Here is a 13,560-nt window from a genome sequence, read left to right as displayed (position 1 = left end):
ATTAGACTAAAAAAGTTGGATGGCTGGAATTTCTCAAAAATACCAGTAAGATGAATCACATCTGCGGAATGTGGGTTTTAGGCTTGTATCACAATGTTGTAGCTCAGACTGCTGTCTAACGGTTAATTGTACCCCTAGTGCGATCGAATCCAGTTTTGGAGCGTCATTGACTGCCAACACCATCCGCTTAGCTCAGCCGCTACGATCGCTTTTTCGTTTTCCCCGATCCAGCCCTGTTAGTAGATTGGAGCGATTTTTGATTTTGCAATCATTTTAGGCTTGACATCTGTAACCTCATAGGTTACATTAGTAAAGTAATCTCAAAGGTTACACAAACTTTTAATTAATATATATAAGTGCTATGAACTGGATATTTAGCCTAGATTTAAGGATTATTTTATATGATAGAAACTTTTAAAAGTAAAGCATTAGAAAGATTATTCAAGGAAGGTAATGCAAAAGGTATCCCTAAAGAATTTGAAAAAAGGACAAGAGCAAGACTTGAAGTAATAGATACAGCAATAATTATAGATGATATTAGAATACCAGGCTATGATTTACACGAGCTTAAAGGTGATAGACAGGGAACTTGGTCAATAAAGGTATCAGGTAACTGGCGTATAACTTTTACATTTCAGGATAACAACGCATACGATATAGATATCGAAGATTATCACTAGCCCATAAAACCAAATCTAAAAATTTAACTTCAAGCGTAAGGAAAGTTGCATGAAAGACATACAAAACATGATTCAAGGGAGGAAAGTCAGACCAGTACATCCGGGCGAGGTCATTTCAGATGTGCTTGAAGATATTGAAATGACTCAAACCAGGTTTGCTGAGATACTTGGTGTATCCCGCCGCAGTGTCAACGAAATTGTTTTAGGTCAAAGACCAATTACAGTAGATATGGCAATTCGCATTGGAAAAGCGTTAGGGAATGGTCCTCAACTGTGGCTTAATCTTCAGCAAAAAGTTGATATTTGGGATGCAGTGCAAAAACACAGTGAAGAGTACGAAAAAGTATCTACGGTAGCATAGCGCGATATGGTAATATGAGATTGCTAACCAAAGTTTAAATTGCGGTCTAGACATCTTACCTGCTCCGGCAAGTAGTTTCACGGCATTTTGCTCAAGACTTTACGAGTTCAAGCCAACCGAGTTTTGTCAAGATTCCGAGCAAAAGAAGAGCATAGCCGTCAAGATTAAAGTCAACTAGGAAAGTCATTGTTTCTGTGCTGCACGTCTCGCTTTTTGCTCCTCAAGTTTTGCCCAAAGAGCTTCTTGTCCGGGCTTGTGCGGCATCATTGCAATGCGATCGAACCGTTCGCGGTTGCGATTTTCCCAATAGGAGCGAATTTCTGCTCTTGTTTGCAATACCTGTTGATACTCAGTTTCGATTTGAGTGCGATTTGCTTCAATATAAGACAGAGCAGCGTTAATTTGATCGTCGGTCAGGTTAAATTTATTACGAATCAATTTTGGTGAATACTCAGCTTTCAGAAAATCTATAACATCATATAGAGTCAGTCGAGTGCCTGAAATCGTCAGTCCTCGTTCTGTACGGATAATAGTCGCTTGTTTGTCGGATACCGGAGTCATAACCTATAAGCTGTGGAGCATTTAAACCACTAACGAGACCTGTAGGGTGCGTCAGCTAGAACACTGACGCTTGCAAGGGAAACGAGAAAGGGCTGACGCACCCTACAATACTATTTTAAATGCGTAACAGCTTAACCTTTTAGGCTTCGACTCTATTGTATCTCATCTGACAAGCTCAGTAAACCCACCTAAAATTTAACTTAAACCGTAAGGAAAGTTGCATGAAAGACATACAAAACATGATTCAAGGGAGGAAAGTAAGACCAGTACATCCGGGCGAGGTCATTTCAGATGTGCTTGAAGATATTGAAATGACTCAAACCAGGTTTGCTGAGATACTTGGTGTATCCCGCCGCAGTGTCAACGAAATTGTTTTAGGTCAAAGACCAGTTACAGTAGACATGGCAATTCGGATTGGGAAAGCGTTAGGGAATGGCCCTCAACTTTGGCTGAATCTTCAGCAAAAAGTTGATATCTGGGATGCAGTGCAAAAACACAGTGAAGAGTACAAAAAAGTATCTACGGTAGCATAGTGTCCACCGATGCGTCAGCTCGGAAAACCTCTTCAAATCGAAATAATCAATGTCTAACGCACTCTACAACTTGATTTAACTAACTGCACGCTCACCGATAACTTAAGCGGCATAACGACCAAGCTCACCCGCAGCCGAAAGCGTAAACTAAAGCGAGGAACGAGCGAAAGCCGAAGCTGTAGGCAGTCTGGTGCAGCGCCTTGTTCTGCTGCTTGTTGGTCGCCTTCGGGTTAATTATACGTCTCACCGTCATCACCTTGAACTTTTGCATTGAACTTTTGTGCGATTTGCTGGATCTTGGCGAGCGTTGCCTCATCGGGATTTTTGATAACGACGTTGCCGCCTCTATAATTAAACCAGACGACATCTAATTTCGGATGCCCTGACCACGCAGCTAAAAGTGCATTTTCATATCTTATCGTTTCGCCTTGCGGTGAAGTCGCTTCAGCAAAGCCAGTTAAACGAAGTTCAGCATCCGAATCAATTAGGGCGCGCCACTCGTTCTCACTTATTTCTTTTCCCTCATTCTCGCACCAGTTTTCGGCGCGAGTGATGTGCAGGTCATAACCCATAATTTCGTTTCTTTTCGATTTGGGAATGTATCACTTCCAGCAAAGCATTGCACAAGCAGCAGAACTGTTAATTGTACCACAGTTGCGATCTAATACACATTTTAAGTGTCATCAAGCGCCAACATTTTGCAAACACCAACCTTAACTATTTATTGCCTCAGCAACAATAGTCCGGTGTCGGACTGTATTGCCAGTTATTGTCGGCTGGGCAAAACCAGAATCTATTAAAGCTTGCTCGATATCTAACCCAAAATACTGATCCAAATAAGGCTCCGTACTCTTGAGCAAAGTCAAAATATAAGGAGGCATTTTGGCATAAACTTCCGACTGAGGATTCATATCCATAATTGTCAAATGTCCGCCGACGCGCAGCAAACGTCTCGCTTCCCGGAATATTTCTCTAGTAGCTTTCTGCGGCAATTCGTGACAAACTAAACAAATAGAAACTAAATCAAAAGCAGCCGCAGGCAAGCCAGTAGATTCAGCAGCAGCGTGAACCCAAGTCGGAGATTTTTGATTTAACAATTCAGATTCTCGCTGTTGGGAACGGTATTTAGCAACTGCTAAGAAATAAGGAGACAACTCCACCCCAGTCATCTTCGCTTCCGGGTAAACCTCCCCAAGAGCAAAGGTACTCATTCCCACACTGCATCCCAAATCTACAATGTCTTGCGGTGAAGAAGCAATTTGAGATTTGATGACTTCGTGATAGCTGGCGCGGAGTTTAGCATCGCCTTCTGCACCCGCTTCCGGCCAAATTCCCGCGTGAACTGTACGGGCGGCAACTTCAACTTCTGTTGCAGCTTCCCAGCTCATATTACCTTTTTCGTAAGCGTGAAATGAAGTTAGATAATATTTCGGGTAAACAAGATCGGGATTTTGCACGCTGAGCAATTCTGCATCCCAATTTCGAGCTAAAAGTGCTTGGGATTCTTGTCGCCAATGCACTCCGATTTTTTCTCCTCTTTTTATCATCATTTCCCGCGCTTGGTGCTTGGCTAGATTAGCCAAAGGCTTGATGGAGAGTACGCCATTTACTAAGCGCGATGCTAATCCTGGAGTTGTGTTAACAGCAGCAGTCATATTATTTTATTTGTTTCTATTTGGCGATAGTTATTTTACCACGGTAACGTCATTAAGCTGTTACGCATTTAAACCACTAACGAGGCCTGTAGGGTGCGTCAGCTAGAACACTTACACTTACAAGGGAAACGAGAAAGGGCTGACGCACCCTACAATACTATCACTCGGCTTGATACAATACGATAATAGACCTCTTGCAAAAATCCTTTTAATCAAATTCTGGAACGGGCAAGATGCCCATTCCACAAGAAAAAAAATTTTGTGGGATGGGCATCTTGCCCGTCCTAGTTATTTTTGCAAGAGGTCTAATACACAGCATAGGGAAAGCGACGTACCACCGATCGCCGAACATCGCGATAGACAACTGGATAGGACTCCGGCATCTGGCAAATGTGATCGAGCATTTCATCAACACAGTCTAAAAAATCGTCACCGAGTCCTAGTTGCTGGCTTTCATACCAACTGTATGCTTCATCAACTTCTTCACGAACTTCTGGATGGAACACCAAAGCATAGTTCATAGTTCATTTTCGTGCTTTGACTGAAGCTTTAACTTCTTCCCAAGTCAGTACATTTTCAGGATTTGCTTTACTATCATCTATTCGGCGATCGAGTTCCTGCTTTTGAAACTCTGTAAGGTCGGGGTGAACCTGTTCTGCCGCTATACTTTCCAAGATTGCTTGTACAAGACGAATTCTATCTTGAACGCTGAGGGAGACGATTTGATTTAAAGTCGCTGTGAAATCCATAAATTTGAGTTAAGCGCCAAGGACTTAGTAGACTATTATAACTCAAAACTATTAACCGCAGGCATTCTTCCTAATTTAGAGTTTTCTGGAATCCCTTTTCCCGAAGTTGGAGTATTTGATAGAACACTTTTAAATCTGGCTATTCAGGAGTTTGTGATGAGCAAGTCTATTGTGGAATTGGTTGACAATTTGCCGTCTGGTGGTATCACTGTGATGATGCTGAAATCTCTGGATTTTGTGGTTCCGGGCGAGTGGAATAATCTCACGGGTTTTGATAATACTATTCAAGCGGTGACAGGGGAAACCGATCGCACTTTAGTCAACAAAATTCGCGATCGGGCGATCGAGCTTTACGCCAACCCCAACGAGCCATATCAAGGCGCAGTCAGGCTTTACCAGTTAGCAGACAGCGCCGACAGTGCGTTAGGTGCAACGGCTATGGCGAATAAAATTGGCGAAAAAATCGGCTTTCTCTCTTTCATGAGCCGCCTCACTCCCAAAGCTGACACAACTCAAACGATCGACTTGTGCGTCAAAGTGGCGATCGAGCTAATTGCCTTCTGCAAACTTAACAACATTTCCCTTGACAATGTGGGAAGCTTTGGTAATTATTTATCAGAGTACAAAGGCGAATCTCTGATGCGGATGGCTGCATTAGTATGCGCTGACGGTTTAATTCCCCTCGGCCCGGACTTCATTCGAGTAGCGCAAAATACCCTAGGCGGATTGAATCCTTCAGCCTTGCAGCAAAACTCAACATTCCAAAATATCAGCAACCTAATTCCCGGCGCAAATAATTCACAAAAGTTTGGATTTGTGACAGCAACTTTCGCCTCAGCCCAAGGCTGGATGAACAATTTAGTACAGTCTCGCGGCTTAACTCCCGCCACTGTTTTAGGCAATCTCAAGCAATACGTTGATGTTACCGATGACAAATTGGATTATGTCGCTGCGTTTTTGGACATGACTACCAATTATTACGAACATACGGGAATTCAGACAGTTGCTCGCCAATTGATCGATCGAGCTTATCGCGAAATAGCCTTTGGCAGATACTAGAATATAGCATTTCTCAGTTGAGTGAAGTACAGATATCGGGTAGGGACACAGTACTGCCGTGTCCCTACAGCCTTACAAATTAAGTCGTAGCAGAGAGGGATTAAGAAACCGTCGATCGCAATGTGAGTTAAAATAAGCAAATTATGTTTAGCAAACCTCTTTTAATCGCATTGTGAAAAACAAATCGCTTCCTTCATCCGTAACAGTCAAGCTAGGCAAATTTGTCTGGACATCAATGTGGCAATTAATGATGTCAAAACTAGCGCCGCCCGATCGCACGGGAGCATACATTCGCCCCAGCAGCAGTTTCCGCAACTTTGTCAGCACTGCACCAGACAACCCTCACGGGCCCGCCACGGCACGGTATCGCCTGTTTGTGGGTAAAGGGTGCCCTTGGGCGCACCGCACTCTGGTGACGAGGGCGCTCAAAGGGCTGGAAGATGCGATATCCGTATCTGTTGTCTATCCCTCTGAAGGGGGAATGTGGGTGCTGGAGTCGGAGACTTTTGGCTGCAACACGATGCCGGAAATTTACCAGTTGGCTTTACCGGGCTATCAGGGGCGGTGTACAGTGCCGGTGCTGTGGGATGACTCGACAAAGACGATCGTCAATAACGAGAGTTCGGAAATTATTGTGATGCTAAACTCGGAGTTTAACGAGTTTGCTAGCAATCCTCAAATGGATCTTTATCCTCTGGATTTGCGATCGCAAATTGACGAGTGGAATGAGAAGATTTACCAATCGGTGAATAACGGCGTTTATCGCTGCGGTTTCGCCCAATCTCAAGCTGCTTATGACTCGGCTTGCAGTGAATTGTTTGCTGTTTTAGACGAGATCGATCGATCGCTCTTGAGGAGTCGTTACCTTTGTGGCGATCGGGTGACTTTAGCAGACGTGCGGCTTTTTACTACTCTATTCCGTTTTGATGCAGTTTACTACAGCTTGTTCAAATGCAACGTGCGCCGCATTCAGGATTACGAGCATTTGGGAGCTTATCTGCGCGATTTGTACCAGTTGCCGGGAGTTGCTGGCACTTGCGATTTGGAGGCTGTGAAGCGCGATTATTACGGCAATTTGTTCCCGCTGAATCCCGGCTGCATTATCCCCGCTGGGCCCGATGTGGGGAATTTGCTCAAAGCTCACGATCGCGCAGAGCTCAGAAACCGGGTTTCTTAACAAATTCTCGCTGAAGATGCCAGAATTATCGCGTGGGGAGTCAGAAACCGGGTTTCTTCGTAAAATTTCGTGAAGATGCCAGAATTGTCGCAGAAACCCGGTTTCTTGGATTATGGGACGGACTCGATCTTATTCTCTTATTCTTCAATTTCACTTGTTGGCTCGTTCACTTCTTCATCTTTGATATCAAAATTAATTCGTGCGTAAATTTCCCTAAGTGGCATTTGAAATTCTACAGATTCTAGGGTTAATACCGATTCCTCTAAATCATATTCTGTTAATACCCATTTGTCATTAGAGTTTTTGGCGAATTGCTCAATGTGATATCTATACTGTTCAATTAAAATGTATTCCTTAAATTCAGGAATTGAGCGATAGGCGAGAAATTTACCACCGCGATCGTAGTCTTTGGTTGAATTGGATAAAACCTCGACGATTAGCAGAGGATTGGTGACTATTGTTTTGTTACTTCCTTGATAGACTGGTTCTCCTTGAATGACGATGATATCGGGATAGACGTAGCGGCGAGTTAGGGGTATCCACAGGCGCACGTCATTGATAAATGTCTCGTAATCTTGACCATTCACAGTCGAGGGAAATTTTTTGTAAAAGTTCCCAGCGATTTTGTTGTGGTTTGCTGTTCCGCCTGTCATTGGTACTATCTCCCCATCACGGTATTCACTTTTGTCGATCGCACTTTCTTCTAATGCGAGATATTCCTCTGGCGTGTAGTAGCGTTTTTCGGTTTGTGGTTGCTTTTCGGTTGCTGGTTTTTCTTGGGTTTGCATTGTCGTTCCCTTCTGCTCTCAAGTGATTTTATCATAACATGAAATAAGTTATGAGGCTCTAAATTGAGGCTGATGAAATGACCTCATTCGGGGACATAGTTTACCAAACTTCTTCTCCTTCATTTGCGATTTTAATGCTCAGGTTTATCTATCTTGATGTAGTTTATGGGCGATCGCGCGGGGGATTCAGAAACCGGGTTTCTTACCCAAATCGGGCGTGAGGATGCAAAAATTATCGCAGAAACCCGCTTTCTGGGCTGAGGCGCGCAGGGCTCAGAAACCGGGTTTCTTAACAAAATCGGGCGTGAAGATGCCAGAATTATCGCAGAAACCCGGTTTCTTGGATGGTCGCGCGGGGACTCAAAAACTGGGTTTAGCTCGTTCCCAGACTCCTTCCTGGTAACGAGGACAGGCTTTTTCCAGAAACCAAAAAACTCAAGCACCGTATCTTTACAAATCTTTACATAACAGTTACCGATATATCGCGATATATCGTATAGTAAAGAAAGTTGATTTAGGATTCACATATGTTTAGACACTTTCGTTTCCACTTTCCGGCACTTGTATCGGCAGGAGTCAGTGAAGAGGATCTATCGCTTATCAGTCATTGGTTCCAGCATGGCAAGGAACACGGCAAGCATCATGGCAAGCACTTTGGCAAGCACTTTGGCGATGAAGTATTTGGTCGCGGGTGGGGAGACGAACACCGGACTCGTCGGGGTGACATCAAGTTCATCCTGCTGGAATTGTTATCCGAACACCCTGCTCACGGTTACGACTTGATCAAAAAAATGGAAACCCACAATAGCGGTTTCCGCCGTCTCAGTCCCGGCTCAGTATATCCAACACTCCAGATGCTGGAAGACGGTGGTTATTTAAGCAGCACACAGGAAGGCGGTAAGAAGATTTACACGATTACTGATGAGGGCAGACAACTCTTGGCAGAGCGTGCCCAACAGGAAACTTCAGGCTCTCCTTGGGATGCCTTCAAAACCGTAATGATGGGTAAGCCCCAAGAGTTTATTGAGTTGCGGAATGTCACAACAGAATTAGCTGCTGCTGTGATGCAAGTTGCTCGCAGCGGCAATGTTGAGCGAATCAATCGGGTGCGCGAGCTTTTAGAACAAGTTAAACGAGATATTTACGGGATTCTTGCTGAGAAATAAGTGATATCAATTCCGGCTGCACCGGAATAAGCTGTTCTGCATTTAAATTGTATGTCAAAAAACAATCAAACAATGAGTGGGGTGGGCGTCCCGCCGCCTCGAATATGCAATTTAACTGCGCGACAGCTTAACTGTTTCTTGGACTAGGCGCTCGGGGATTCAGAAACCGGGTTTCTTCGGAAAATCTCGTGACGATACCAAAATTCTCGCAGAAACCCGGTTTCTTGGACTAGGCGCATGAGGATTCAGAAACCGGGTTTCTTAACTAAATCAGGCGTGAAGATGTCAAAATTCTCGCAGAAACCCGGTTTCTTGGATTAGGCGCGCGGGGATTCAGAAACCGGGTTTCTTAACTAAATCTCGTGAGGATGCGTAAATTCTCGTAGAAACCCGGTTTCTTGGACTAGGCGCTCGGGGATTCAGAAACCGGGTTTCTTCGGAAAATCTCGTGACGATACCAAAATTCTCGCAGAAACCCGGTTTCTTGGACTAGGCGCATGAGGATTCAGAAACCCGGTTTCTTAACTAAATCAGGCGTGAAGATGCCAAAATTCTCGCAGAAACCCGGTTTCTTGGACAACGAGGATTCGGCTAGTTATTAACTTCCCGATAAAATCTCTTCGAGTGCTAATTTCAGCGTCGGATATTGATATTGAAAACCGCTAGCCAAAGTTTGTTTCGGCAACACTTTCTGCCCTTCTAAAACAACTTTTGCCCCGTCTCCCAACAGCATTTCTAAAGCAAAACCTGGCACCGGCAACCAAGAAGGCCGCTGCAAAACTTCCCCTAAAGTTTGACACAATTCATTCATCCGCACCGGATTTGGTGCTGTCGCATTCAAAACGCCTTCAACTTGCGAATTTTGCAAAGCGTACAAAATTAAATCAACCACATCCTCGCGGTGAATCCAAGAAAACCACTGTTTTCCTGTCCCAATCGGCCCGCCTGCAAATAGTTTAAAAGGTGGCAGCATTTTTGCCAACGCGCCTCCCATTCCCAAAACTATTCCCAGCCGCAAAATTGCTAACCGCGTGCCCGCATTTTTTGCAGGTTGGGCGGCTGCTTCCCAGTCTTTGCAGACTGCTGCTAAAAAATCGTTTCCCGCAGGGCTAGTTTCGTCAAACTCAGCGGTTTCGCTGGTTCCGTAATAGCCGATCGCCGATGCGCTAACAAACACAGATGGTCTAGGATTAGCATTGACGATCGCCTCGACCAATTTTGCCGTCGTCAGTTTGCGACTGTCCAGAATTGCTTGCTGGCGCGCCTGGGTCCACCTTTCCTCAGCAATCGGAACCCCAGCTAAATTGACAACAGCGTCGCAGCCCGCGATCGAATGCAGCCACTCACCGGACTCCGCTGGAGTGTAGGCGACAACTTCCAAATTCGGATAAGCTGAAGCCGGAAAAACTCGGCCAGCCTTCGCCGCATCCCTGCTCAAAACCACCACTTGATGTCCCGCAGCTTGCAGCTTTTCCACCAGCCGGCTGCCTACAAATCCCGTTGCTCCCGCGATCGCTACTTTCATCTTTTACCAATAATGCACAGTTCTAGCAGTTTAGACGATCGTCCAAACTTGTTTTGAATTATACAAAAATCAAGAGCAGCCTCGATCGCCTCCACACAAGCCAAGTGTATTTTCATTAAACTGATAAAGGACGCGAGGATTAAAAACAATGCCTGCAAAAAAACCAAAGCTTCTAATTGCTGCCGCCATCGTCGCAGCAGGTAGCGCCGCGGTCTACTTCTACTTCCAGGGTTTGAACAACAAAGTATTCAACCCTCAAGAGAGTGCCAAAGTTATACCTGACGAAGCCATGATGGCCGCGTTCATTTCCCCCAATCCCCAAGCGTTGGCCGAGTTGCAGCGATTTGGCACCCCTGGGGCTCAAAAGTTGGTCGGCCTGGGTTTGAAGACCTTTCAAGAACAAAGCTTGGCAGGCACTCAAATCGACTTTGACAGGGACTTAAAGCCTTGGCTGGGGGGGGTGATGGTCGCTTTGTTGCCCCCTGATACTGCGGCGAAAACAGAGCCTCCTAAGCTGCTGGTTGTAGTCAGCGTCAAAAATAAAATTAGCGCTTGGAATTTTGCGAATAAATTAAAATCTCAGCAAGGTGCAACTACTCAAGAAACCGAGTATAAAGGAGTTAAAATTTCTGAGATTGCAGAGCCAACCGGCAAGCGCTACAGTGTGGCTTTGCTCAACGACCAATTAGTGATGGCTCCTTTGAGAAAGCCTGTGGAATTGGCGATCGATACTTTTAAAGGAGAACCCTCCCTCGCTACCCAGCAGAGCACAACTAAGTTTTTTGCAGAGAGTGCGGGTGTCAAGAATCCGATCGCAACTGTTTATATTGCTGACTATCCTGCGGCAATTGAGCAATTGAAAGCTAATTTGCCCGCAGATATCCAGTTGCCTTGGACAGTGTTTTCGCAGTTCAAACAAGTCAAGTCTCTGGTAGCGGGAATTGGCGCGGACAGTGCGGGATTGAGGGTAAAAACTATCGCTCAGCTAGACCCGAAATTCGCGCAGCAAAATCCACAATTCGCATCGAAATTGTTACCAAGATTTCCCGGCGAAACTATTGCTTTAGTCGGCGGCAAGGGAATCGATAAAATTTGGTCGCAAGCAACCGCTGAGGCAAAAGCTAGCCCGGAAGTTGACAGGGGAGTTCAGCAGGTGAGGGATAGTTTTAAACGCTTGGATTTGGATGCGGATCGTGATGTTTTTGGTTGGATGAATGGGGAATTTGCGATCGGGGCGATCGGTTCGGAGCAAGGTATTTTGTCTCAGTTGGGCATGGGGGCGGCGATGATTTTTGAAACGAGCGATCGCCCCGCGGCAGAAGCAACCCTGAAAAAACTCGATGCGATCGCCAAAAGCAATCCTACAGTCAGCATCGCCCCCCGACAAGTTCAAGGAAAGGAGGTTACGGAGTGGACAATACCCCAGCAAGGGACTTTATTCGGGCACGGCTGGCTGAATCAAAATACGATGTTTGTAGCTTTCGGCGGGCCTTTAGTTGATGTGATTAGTGTTACGCCGCCGCAGCCCTTAAGCAGCAGTCCGAGTTTTCAGGCGATCGCCACTTCTTTACCGCAAGTCAACCAAGGTTACTTTTACATAGATATGGAAAAAACTATGTCTTGGGCTAACCGTTATTTGCTCGCAGTACAGCCAAATTTAGTTTCGCCGCCCGTCGCTGAATTGCTCAATTCTCTCCGAGGAATTAGCGTAGCCACAGCTTCGACAGAACCGACAACAGCTCAGCTTGAAATGCTTTTTGCCTTGAAATCTAACAATTAGGGAATCGGGAATCGGGAATTTGTAATTCTTCCTTCTATCCGTTAAATCCCGTACGCGGCGCGTTGCCTAATTTCCTTCGTACAAAAAAACGTACCAAAAAAGATGCTGCCCTCAATGGAGGGCAGCTACTCAAATAAAGCATCTTAAAGTCTCTCAAAACTTCAGAATTAACCTTCAGACATTCCAGATTTATTCGGCAATTGCAAATCATCCGGATCTACATAGTGACAAACTGCTTTGTCCATGCAAATCAATGCCCAACCGGACTTATCAATGCTCATAAGCTTGTAAGACGCTGGCTGAATAAAGAAACCTTTGTGATTGCGGGTTGCTGGCTTGATGTTAACGTGACTTTCAGTGCTCATAGTCTTACAACTCCTGGTACTAATTAACTAAGCTTGTATTCCGTCGGACTTTGTGAATCGTCTAAGTTTTCAAATACTAGCACTGACTTCCTGAGTTTTCCATAAAGTTATTTATTGATTTATTACGATGTCGTAATAAATCCCAAAGCCGATTTCCTCGATCCCCGCCCAAAAATCGGCTTGTTTGCGCGGCTAGGGTTCAAAAAGCCACTGTTTGACGCGGGCGAGACTCTTCCAGTCCGGTTTTCTGCTTAATCCTTCTTCAAAATTCTTTTTAACTTCATCGAGCAACTCTTCGGAAGCCATCAGCAGTTGCTGAGCCACTTCTACGTGGGGGCGCACTCCTTTTTCTTTGAGATCGAGGATTGCTACTGCTAGGTTGATGCGAGCTTGCGGGTCGTGAGGGTTCAATTTAACGGCGGTTTTGGCTGCCTTTTGAGCCGGTGCGGGTTTATTTTCTAAAAGGTAAAGCCACGCGAGGCTAGCCCAGGCATTGCCATTTTTGGGAGCTTTATCGCACACTTCTTTAAACACGGGGATCAGATTAGCCGGGGCTTCGCCAGCTTGGTAGCGATCGAAACCGTCTTTAAACAATTCTTCAGGGGTCATTCGATTTTAGATTTTAGATTTGAGATTTTAGATGGGAAAGAGCATTGGGTGCGGGACGCAGCAAGGCAGTCCGAGGCCTTCTCAGCAATTAGCAATTACCAATCCCCAATGCCCTATTTTCCAATTTATGCAGAAAAAGAACTGCCACAGCCGCAAGTTTGAGTAGCGTTAGGGTTGGTGAACTTAAAGCCGCCGCCGATCATGGAATCGCTGAAGTCGAGCACCAAACCGTAGAGATAAAGAATGCTCTTGCGATCGCACACTACCTGGAAACCTTCGTAGTCGAACACCTCATCGTCCGCTTTCACAGTGCTGGGGTCTGCGAAATCCATCACGTAAGACATACCAGAGCATCCGCCCTGGCGCACCCCTACGCGCAAGCAGAGGTCTTTACCTTGTTTTTCTCTCAGAGCTAAAACTTGACGGACAGCAGAGTCCGTCATTTGAATGCCCCGCTTTTGTGAAATGGCTTGAGTCATCAAAATTCTGGGTAGAAACCCCGTCCTTTGAGGACGGCTTTACATTTTTGATTTACTACCGCCGGGCGAATTG

Annotated in this window: 17 protein-coding genes; 7 read left to right on the top strand and 10 right to left on the bottom strand. The window is 45.4% G+C overall.

Annotated elements, in window-relative coordinates:
* The first annotated feature begins 401 nt into the window (after positions 1–401).
* Both QUB70_RS28295 and QUB70_RS28290 read left to right on the top strand, forming a co-directional pair.
* Complete coding sequence (locus QUB70_RS28295; protein ID WP_332984900.1) at positions 402–680, top strand: type II toxin-antitoxin system RelE/ParE family toxin; 279 nt, start codon at positions 402–404, stop codon at positions 678–680.
* 49 nt (positions 681–729) lie between these two features.
* Positions 730–1,041, top strand: coding sequence for a HigA family addiction module antitoxin (locus QUB70_RS28290; protein WP_332984899.1), 312 nt, complete (start codon positions 730–732; stop codon positions 1,039–1,041).
* Positions 1,042–1,224: 183 nt separating this feature from the next.
* Here the strand turns inward: QUB70_RS28290 and QUB70_RS28285 are convergent, their stop codons facing one another.
* Complete coding sequence (locus QUB70_RS28285) at positions 1,225–1,602, bottom strand: DUF433 domain-containing protein (RefSeq protein WP_332984898.1); 378 nt, start codon at positions 1,600–1,602, stop codon at positions 1,225–1,227.
* Between the two features lie 221 nt (positions 1,603–1,823).
* Here QUB70_RS28285 and QUB70_RS28280 point away from each other — a divergent pair, with 221 nt between their 5' ends.
* Positions 1,824–2,135, top strand: coding sequence for a HigA family addiction module antitoxin (locus tag QUB70_RS28280; RefSeq protein ID WP_332984896.1), 312 nt, complete (start codon positions 1,824–1,826; stop codon positions 2,133–2,135).
* A gap of 230 nt (positions 2,136–2,365) precedes the next feature.
* On the opposite strand, the gene QUB70_RS28275 is transcribed toward QUB70_RS28280, so the two are convergent.
* The 4 genes from QUB70_RS28275 to QUB70_RS28260 all read right to left on the bottom strand — a co-directional run bounded on the left by QUB70_RS28275 (position 2,366) and on the right by QUB70_RS28260 (position 4,539).
* Positions 2,366–2,707 carry a hypothetical protein gene (locus QUB70_RS28275; protein ID WP_332984895.1) on the bottom strand — a complete coding sequence of 114 codons (342 nt, stop codon included), beginning with the start codon at positions 2,705–2,707 and terminating at the stop codon, positions 2,366–2,368.
* 141 nt (positions 2,708–2,848) lie between these two features.
* Complete coding sequence (locus tag QUB70_RS28270; RefSeq protein ID WP_332984894.1) at positions 2,849–3,790, bottom strand: class I SAM-dependent methyltransferase; 942 nt, start codon at positions 3,788–3,790, stop codon at positions 2,849–2,851.
* A 305-nt stretch (positions 3,791–4,095) separates the two neighbouring features.
* Entirely contained in the window at positions 4,096–4,311 is a 216-nt protein-coding gene (locus tag QUB70_RS28265) for a type II toxin-antitoxin system RelE/ParE family toxin (RefSeq protein ID WP_332984893.1), read from the bottom strand.
* Positions 4,312–4,314: 3 nt separating this feature from the next.
* Positions 4,315–4,539: an addiction module protein gene (locus QUB70_RS28260; RefSeq protein WP_332984892.1), complete on the bottom strand. Its 225-nt coding sequence runs from the start codon at positions 4,537–4,539 to the stop codon at positions 4,315–4,317.
* 156 nt (positions 4,540–4,695) lie between these two features.
* Here QUB70_RS28260 and QUB70_RS28255 point away from each other — a divergent pair, with 156 nt between their 5' ends.
* Together QUB70_RS28255 and QUB70_RS28250 are read left to right on the top strand one after the other, a co-directional pair.
* Positions 4,696–5,598, top strand: a complete 903-nt coding sequence (locus tag QUB70_RS28255) for a hypothetical protein (RefSeq protein WP_332984891.1) — start codon at positions 4,696–4,698, stop codon at positions 5,596–5,598.
* A 235-nt stretch (positions 5,599–5,833) separates the two neighbouring features.
* Positions 5,834–6,775, top strand: a complete 942-nt coding sequence (locus QUB70_RS28250; protein ID WP_332984890.1) for a glutathione S-transferase family protein — start codon at positions 5,834–5,836, stop codon at positions 6,773–6,775.
* 137 nt (positions 6,776–6,912) lie between these two features.
* Here the strand turns inward: QUB70_RS28250 and QUB70_RS28245 are convergent, their stop codons facing one another.
* Positions 6,913–7,563: a Uma2 family endonuclease gene (locus tag QUB70_RS28245; RefSeq protein WP_332984889.1), complete on the bottom strand. Its 651-nt coding sequence runs from the start codon at positions 7,561–7,563 to the stop codon at positions 6,913–6,915.
* A gap of 527 nt (positions 7,564–8,090) precedes the next feature.
* Between QUB70_RS28245 and QUB70_RS28240 the strand changes: the two genes are divergently transcribed.
* On the top strand, positions 8,091–8,729 hold the full coding sequence (locus QUB70_RS28240; RefSeq protein ID WP_332984888.1) for a PadR family transcriptional regulator: 639 nt from the start codon (positions 8,091–8,093) through the stop codon (positions 8,727–8,729).
* Positions 8,730–9,327: 598 nt separating this feature from the next.
* On the opposite strand, the gene thyD is transcribed toward QUB70_RS28240, so the two are convergent.
* Positions 9,328–10,254, bottom strand: coding sequence for a thylakoid membrane protein ThyD (gene thyD / locus QUB70_RS28235; RefSeq protein ID WP_332984887.1), 927 nt, complete (start codon positions 10,252–10,254; stop codon positions 9,328–9,330).
* Between the two features lie 148 nt (positions 10,255–10,402).
* Here thyD and QUB70_RS28230 point away from each other — a divergent pair, with 148 nt between their 5' ends.
* On the top strand, positions 10,403–12,034 hold the full coding sequence (locus QUB70_RS28230; protein WP_332984885.1) for a DUF3352 domain-containing protein: 1,632 nt from the start codon (positions 10,403–10,405) through the stop codon (positions 12,032–12,034).
* 167 nt (positions 12,035–12,201) lie between these two features.
* Here QUB70_RS28230 and QUB70_RS28225 read toward each other — a convergent pair whose 3' ends face one another.
* The 3 genes from QUB70_RS28225 to QUB70_RS28215 all read right to left on the bottom strand — a co-directional run bounded on the left by QUB70_RS28225 (position 12,202) and on the right by QUB70_RS28215 (position 13,487).
* A complete protein-coding gene (locus QUB70_RS28225) occupies positions 12,202–12,399 on the bottom strand; it encodes a hypothetical protein (protein ID WP_332984883.1) in 198 nt (65 codons plus the stop codon).
* 192 nt (positions 12,400–12,591) lie between these two features.
* Positions 12,592–13,008 (bottom strand): tetratricopeptide repeat protein, encoded by a 417-nt coding sequence (locus QUB70_RS28220; RefSeq protein ID WP_332984882.1) that lies wholly within the window; start codon positions 13,006–13,008, stop codon positions 12,592–12,594.
* 125 nt (positions 13,009–13,133) lie between these two features.
* Positions 13,134–13,487, bottom strand: a complete 354-nt coding sequence (locus QUB70_RS28215) for a HesB/IscA family protein (RefSeq protein WP_332984881.1) — start codon at positions 13,485–13,487, stop codon at positions 13,134–13,136.
* Positions 13,488–13,560 lie beyond the last annotated feature (73 nt).

The organism is Microcoleus sp. A003_D6, from assembly GCF_036702825.1.
Taxonomy (GTDB): Bacteria; Cyanobacteriota; Cyanobacteriia; order Cyanobacteriales; family Microcoleaceae; genus Microcoleus.
The sequence above is the reverse complement of the archived record's forward strand: the minus strand, read 5'-3'. Positions and strand labels throughout refer to the sequence as shown.

Excerpts from the sequence above, each read along its gene's own strand:
- QUB70_RS28295 (WP_332984900.1), top strand. The coding sequence starts at position 402 with ATGATAGAAACTTTTAAAAGTAAAGCATTAGAAAGATTATTCAAGGAA.
- QUB70_RS28290 (WP_332984899.1), top strand. The coding sequence starts at position 730 with ATGAAAGACATACAAAACATGATTCAAGGGAGGAAAGTCAGACCAGTA.
- QUB70_RS28285 (WP_332984898.1), bottom strand. The coding sequence starts at position 1,602 with ATGACTCCGGTATCCGACAAACAAGCGACTATTATCCGTACAGAACGA.
- QUB70_RS28280 (WP_332984896.1), top strand. The coding sequence starts at position 1,824 with ATGAAAGACATACAAAACATGATTCAAGGGAGGAAAGTAAGACCAGTA.
- QUB70_RS28275 (WP_332984895.1), bottom strand. The coding sequence starts at position 2,707 with ATGGGTTATGACCTGCACATCACTCGCGCCGAAAACTGGTGCGAGAAT.
- QUB70_RS28270 (WP_332984894.1), bottom strand. The coding sequence starts at position 3,790 with ATGACTGCTGCTGTTAACACAACTCCAGGATTAGCATCGCGCTTAGTA.
- QUB70_RS28265 (WP_332984893.1), bottom strand. The coding sequence starts at position 4,311 with ATGAACTATGCTTTGGTGTTCCATCCAGAAGTTCGTGAAGAAGTTGAT.
- QUB70_RS28260 (WP_332984892.1), bottom strand. The coding sequence starts at position 4,539 with ATGGATTTCACAGCGACTTTAAATCAAATCGTCTCCCTCAGCGTTCAA.
- QUB70_RS28255 (WP_332984891.1), top strand. The coding sequence starts at position 4,696 with ATGAGCAAGTCTATTGTGGAATTGGTTGACAATTTGCCGTCTGGTGGT.
- QUB70_RS28250 (WP_332984890.1), top strand. The coding sequence starts at position 5,834 with ATGTGGCAATTAATGATGTCAAAACTAGCGCCGCCCGATCGCACGGGA.
- QUB70_RS28245 (WP_332984889.1), bottom strand. The coding sequence starts at position 7,563 with ATGCAAACCCAAGAAAAACCAGCAACCGAAAAGCAACCACAAACCGAA.
- QUB70_RS28240 (WP_332984888.1), top strand. The coding sequence starts at position 8,091 with ATGTTTAGACACTTTCGTTTCCACTTTCCGGCACTTGTATCGGCAGGA.
- thyD (WP_332984887.1), bottom strand. The coding sequence starts at position 10,254 with ATGAAAGTAGCGATCGCGGGAGCAACGGGATTTGTAGGCAGCCGGCTG.
- QUB70_RS28230 (WP_332984885.1), top strand. The coding sequence starts at position 10,403 with ATGCCTGCAAAAAAACCAAAGCTTCTAATTGCTGCCGCCATCGTCGCA.
- QUB70_RS28225 (WP_332984883.1), bottom strand. The coding sequence starts at position 12,399 with ATGAGCACTGAAAGTCACGTTAACATCAAGCCAGCAACCCGCAATCAC.
- QUB70_RS28220 (WP_332984882.1), bottom strand. The coding sequence starts at position 13,008 with ATGACCCCTGAAGAATTGTTTAAAGACGGTTTCGATCGCTACCAAGCT.
- QUB70_RS28215 (WP_332984881.1), bottom strand. The coding sequence starts at position 13,487 with ATGACTCAAGCCATTTCACAAAAGCGGGGCATTCAAATGACGGACTCT.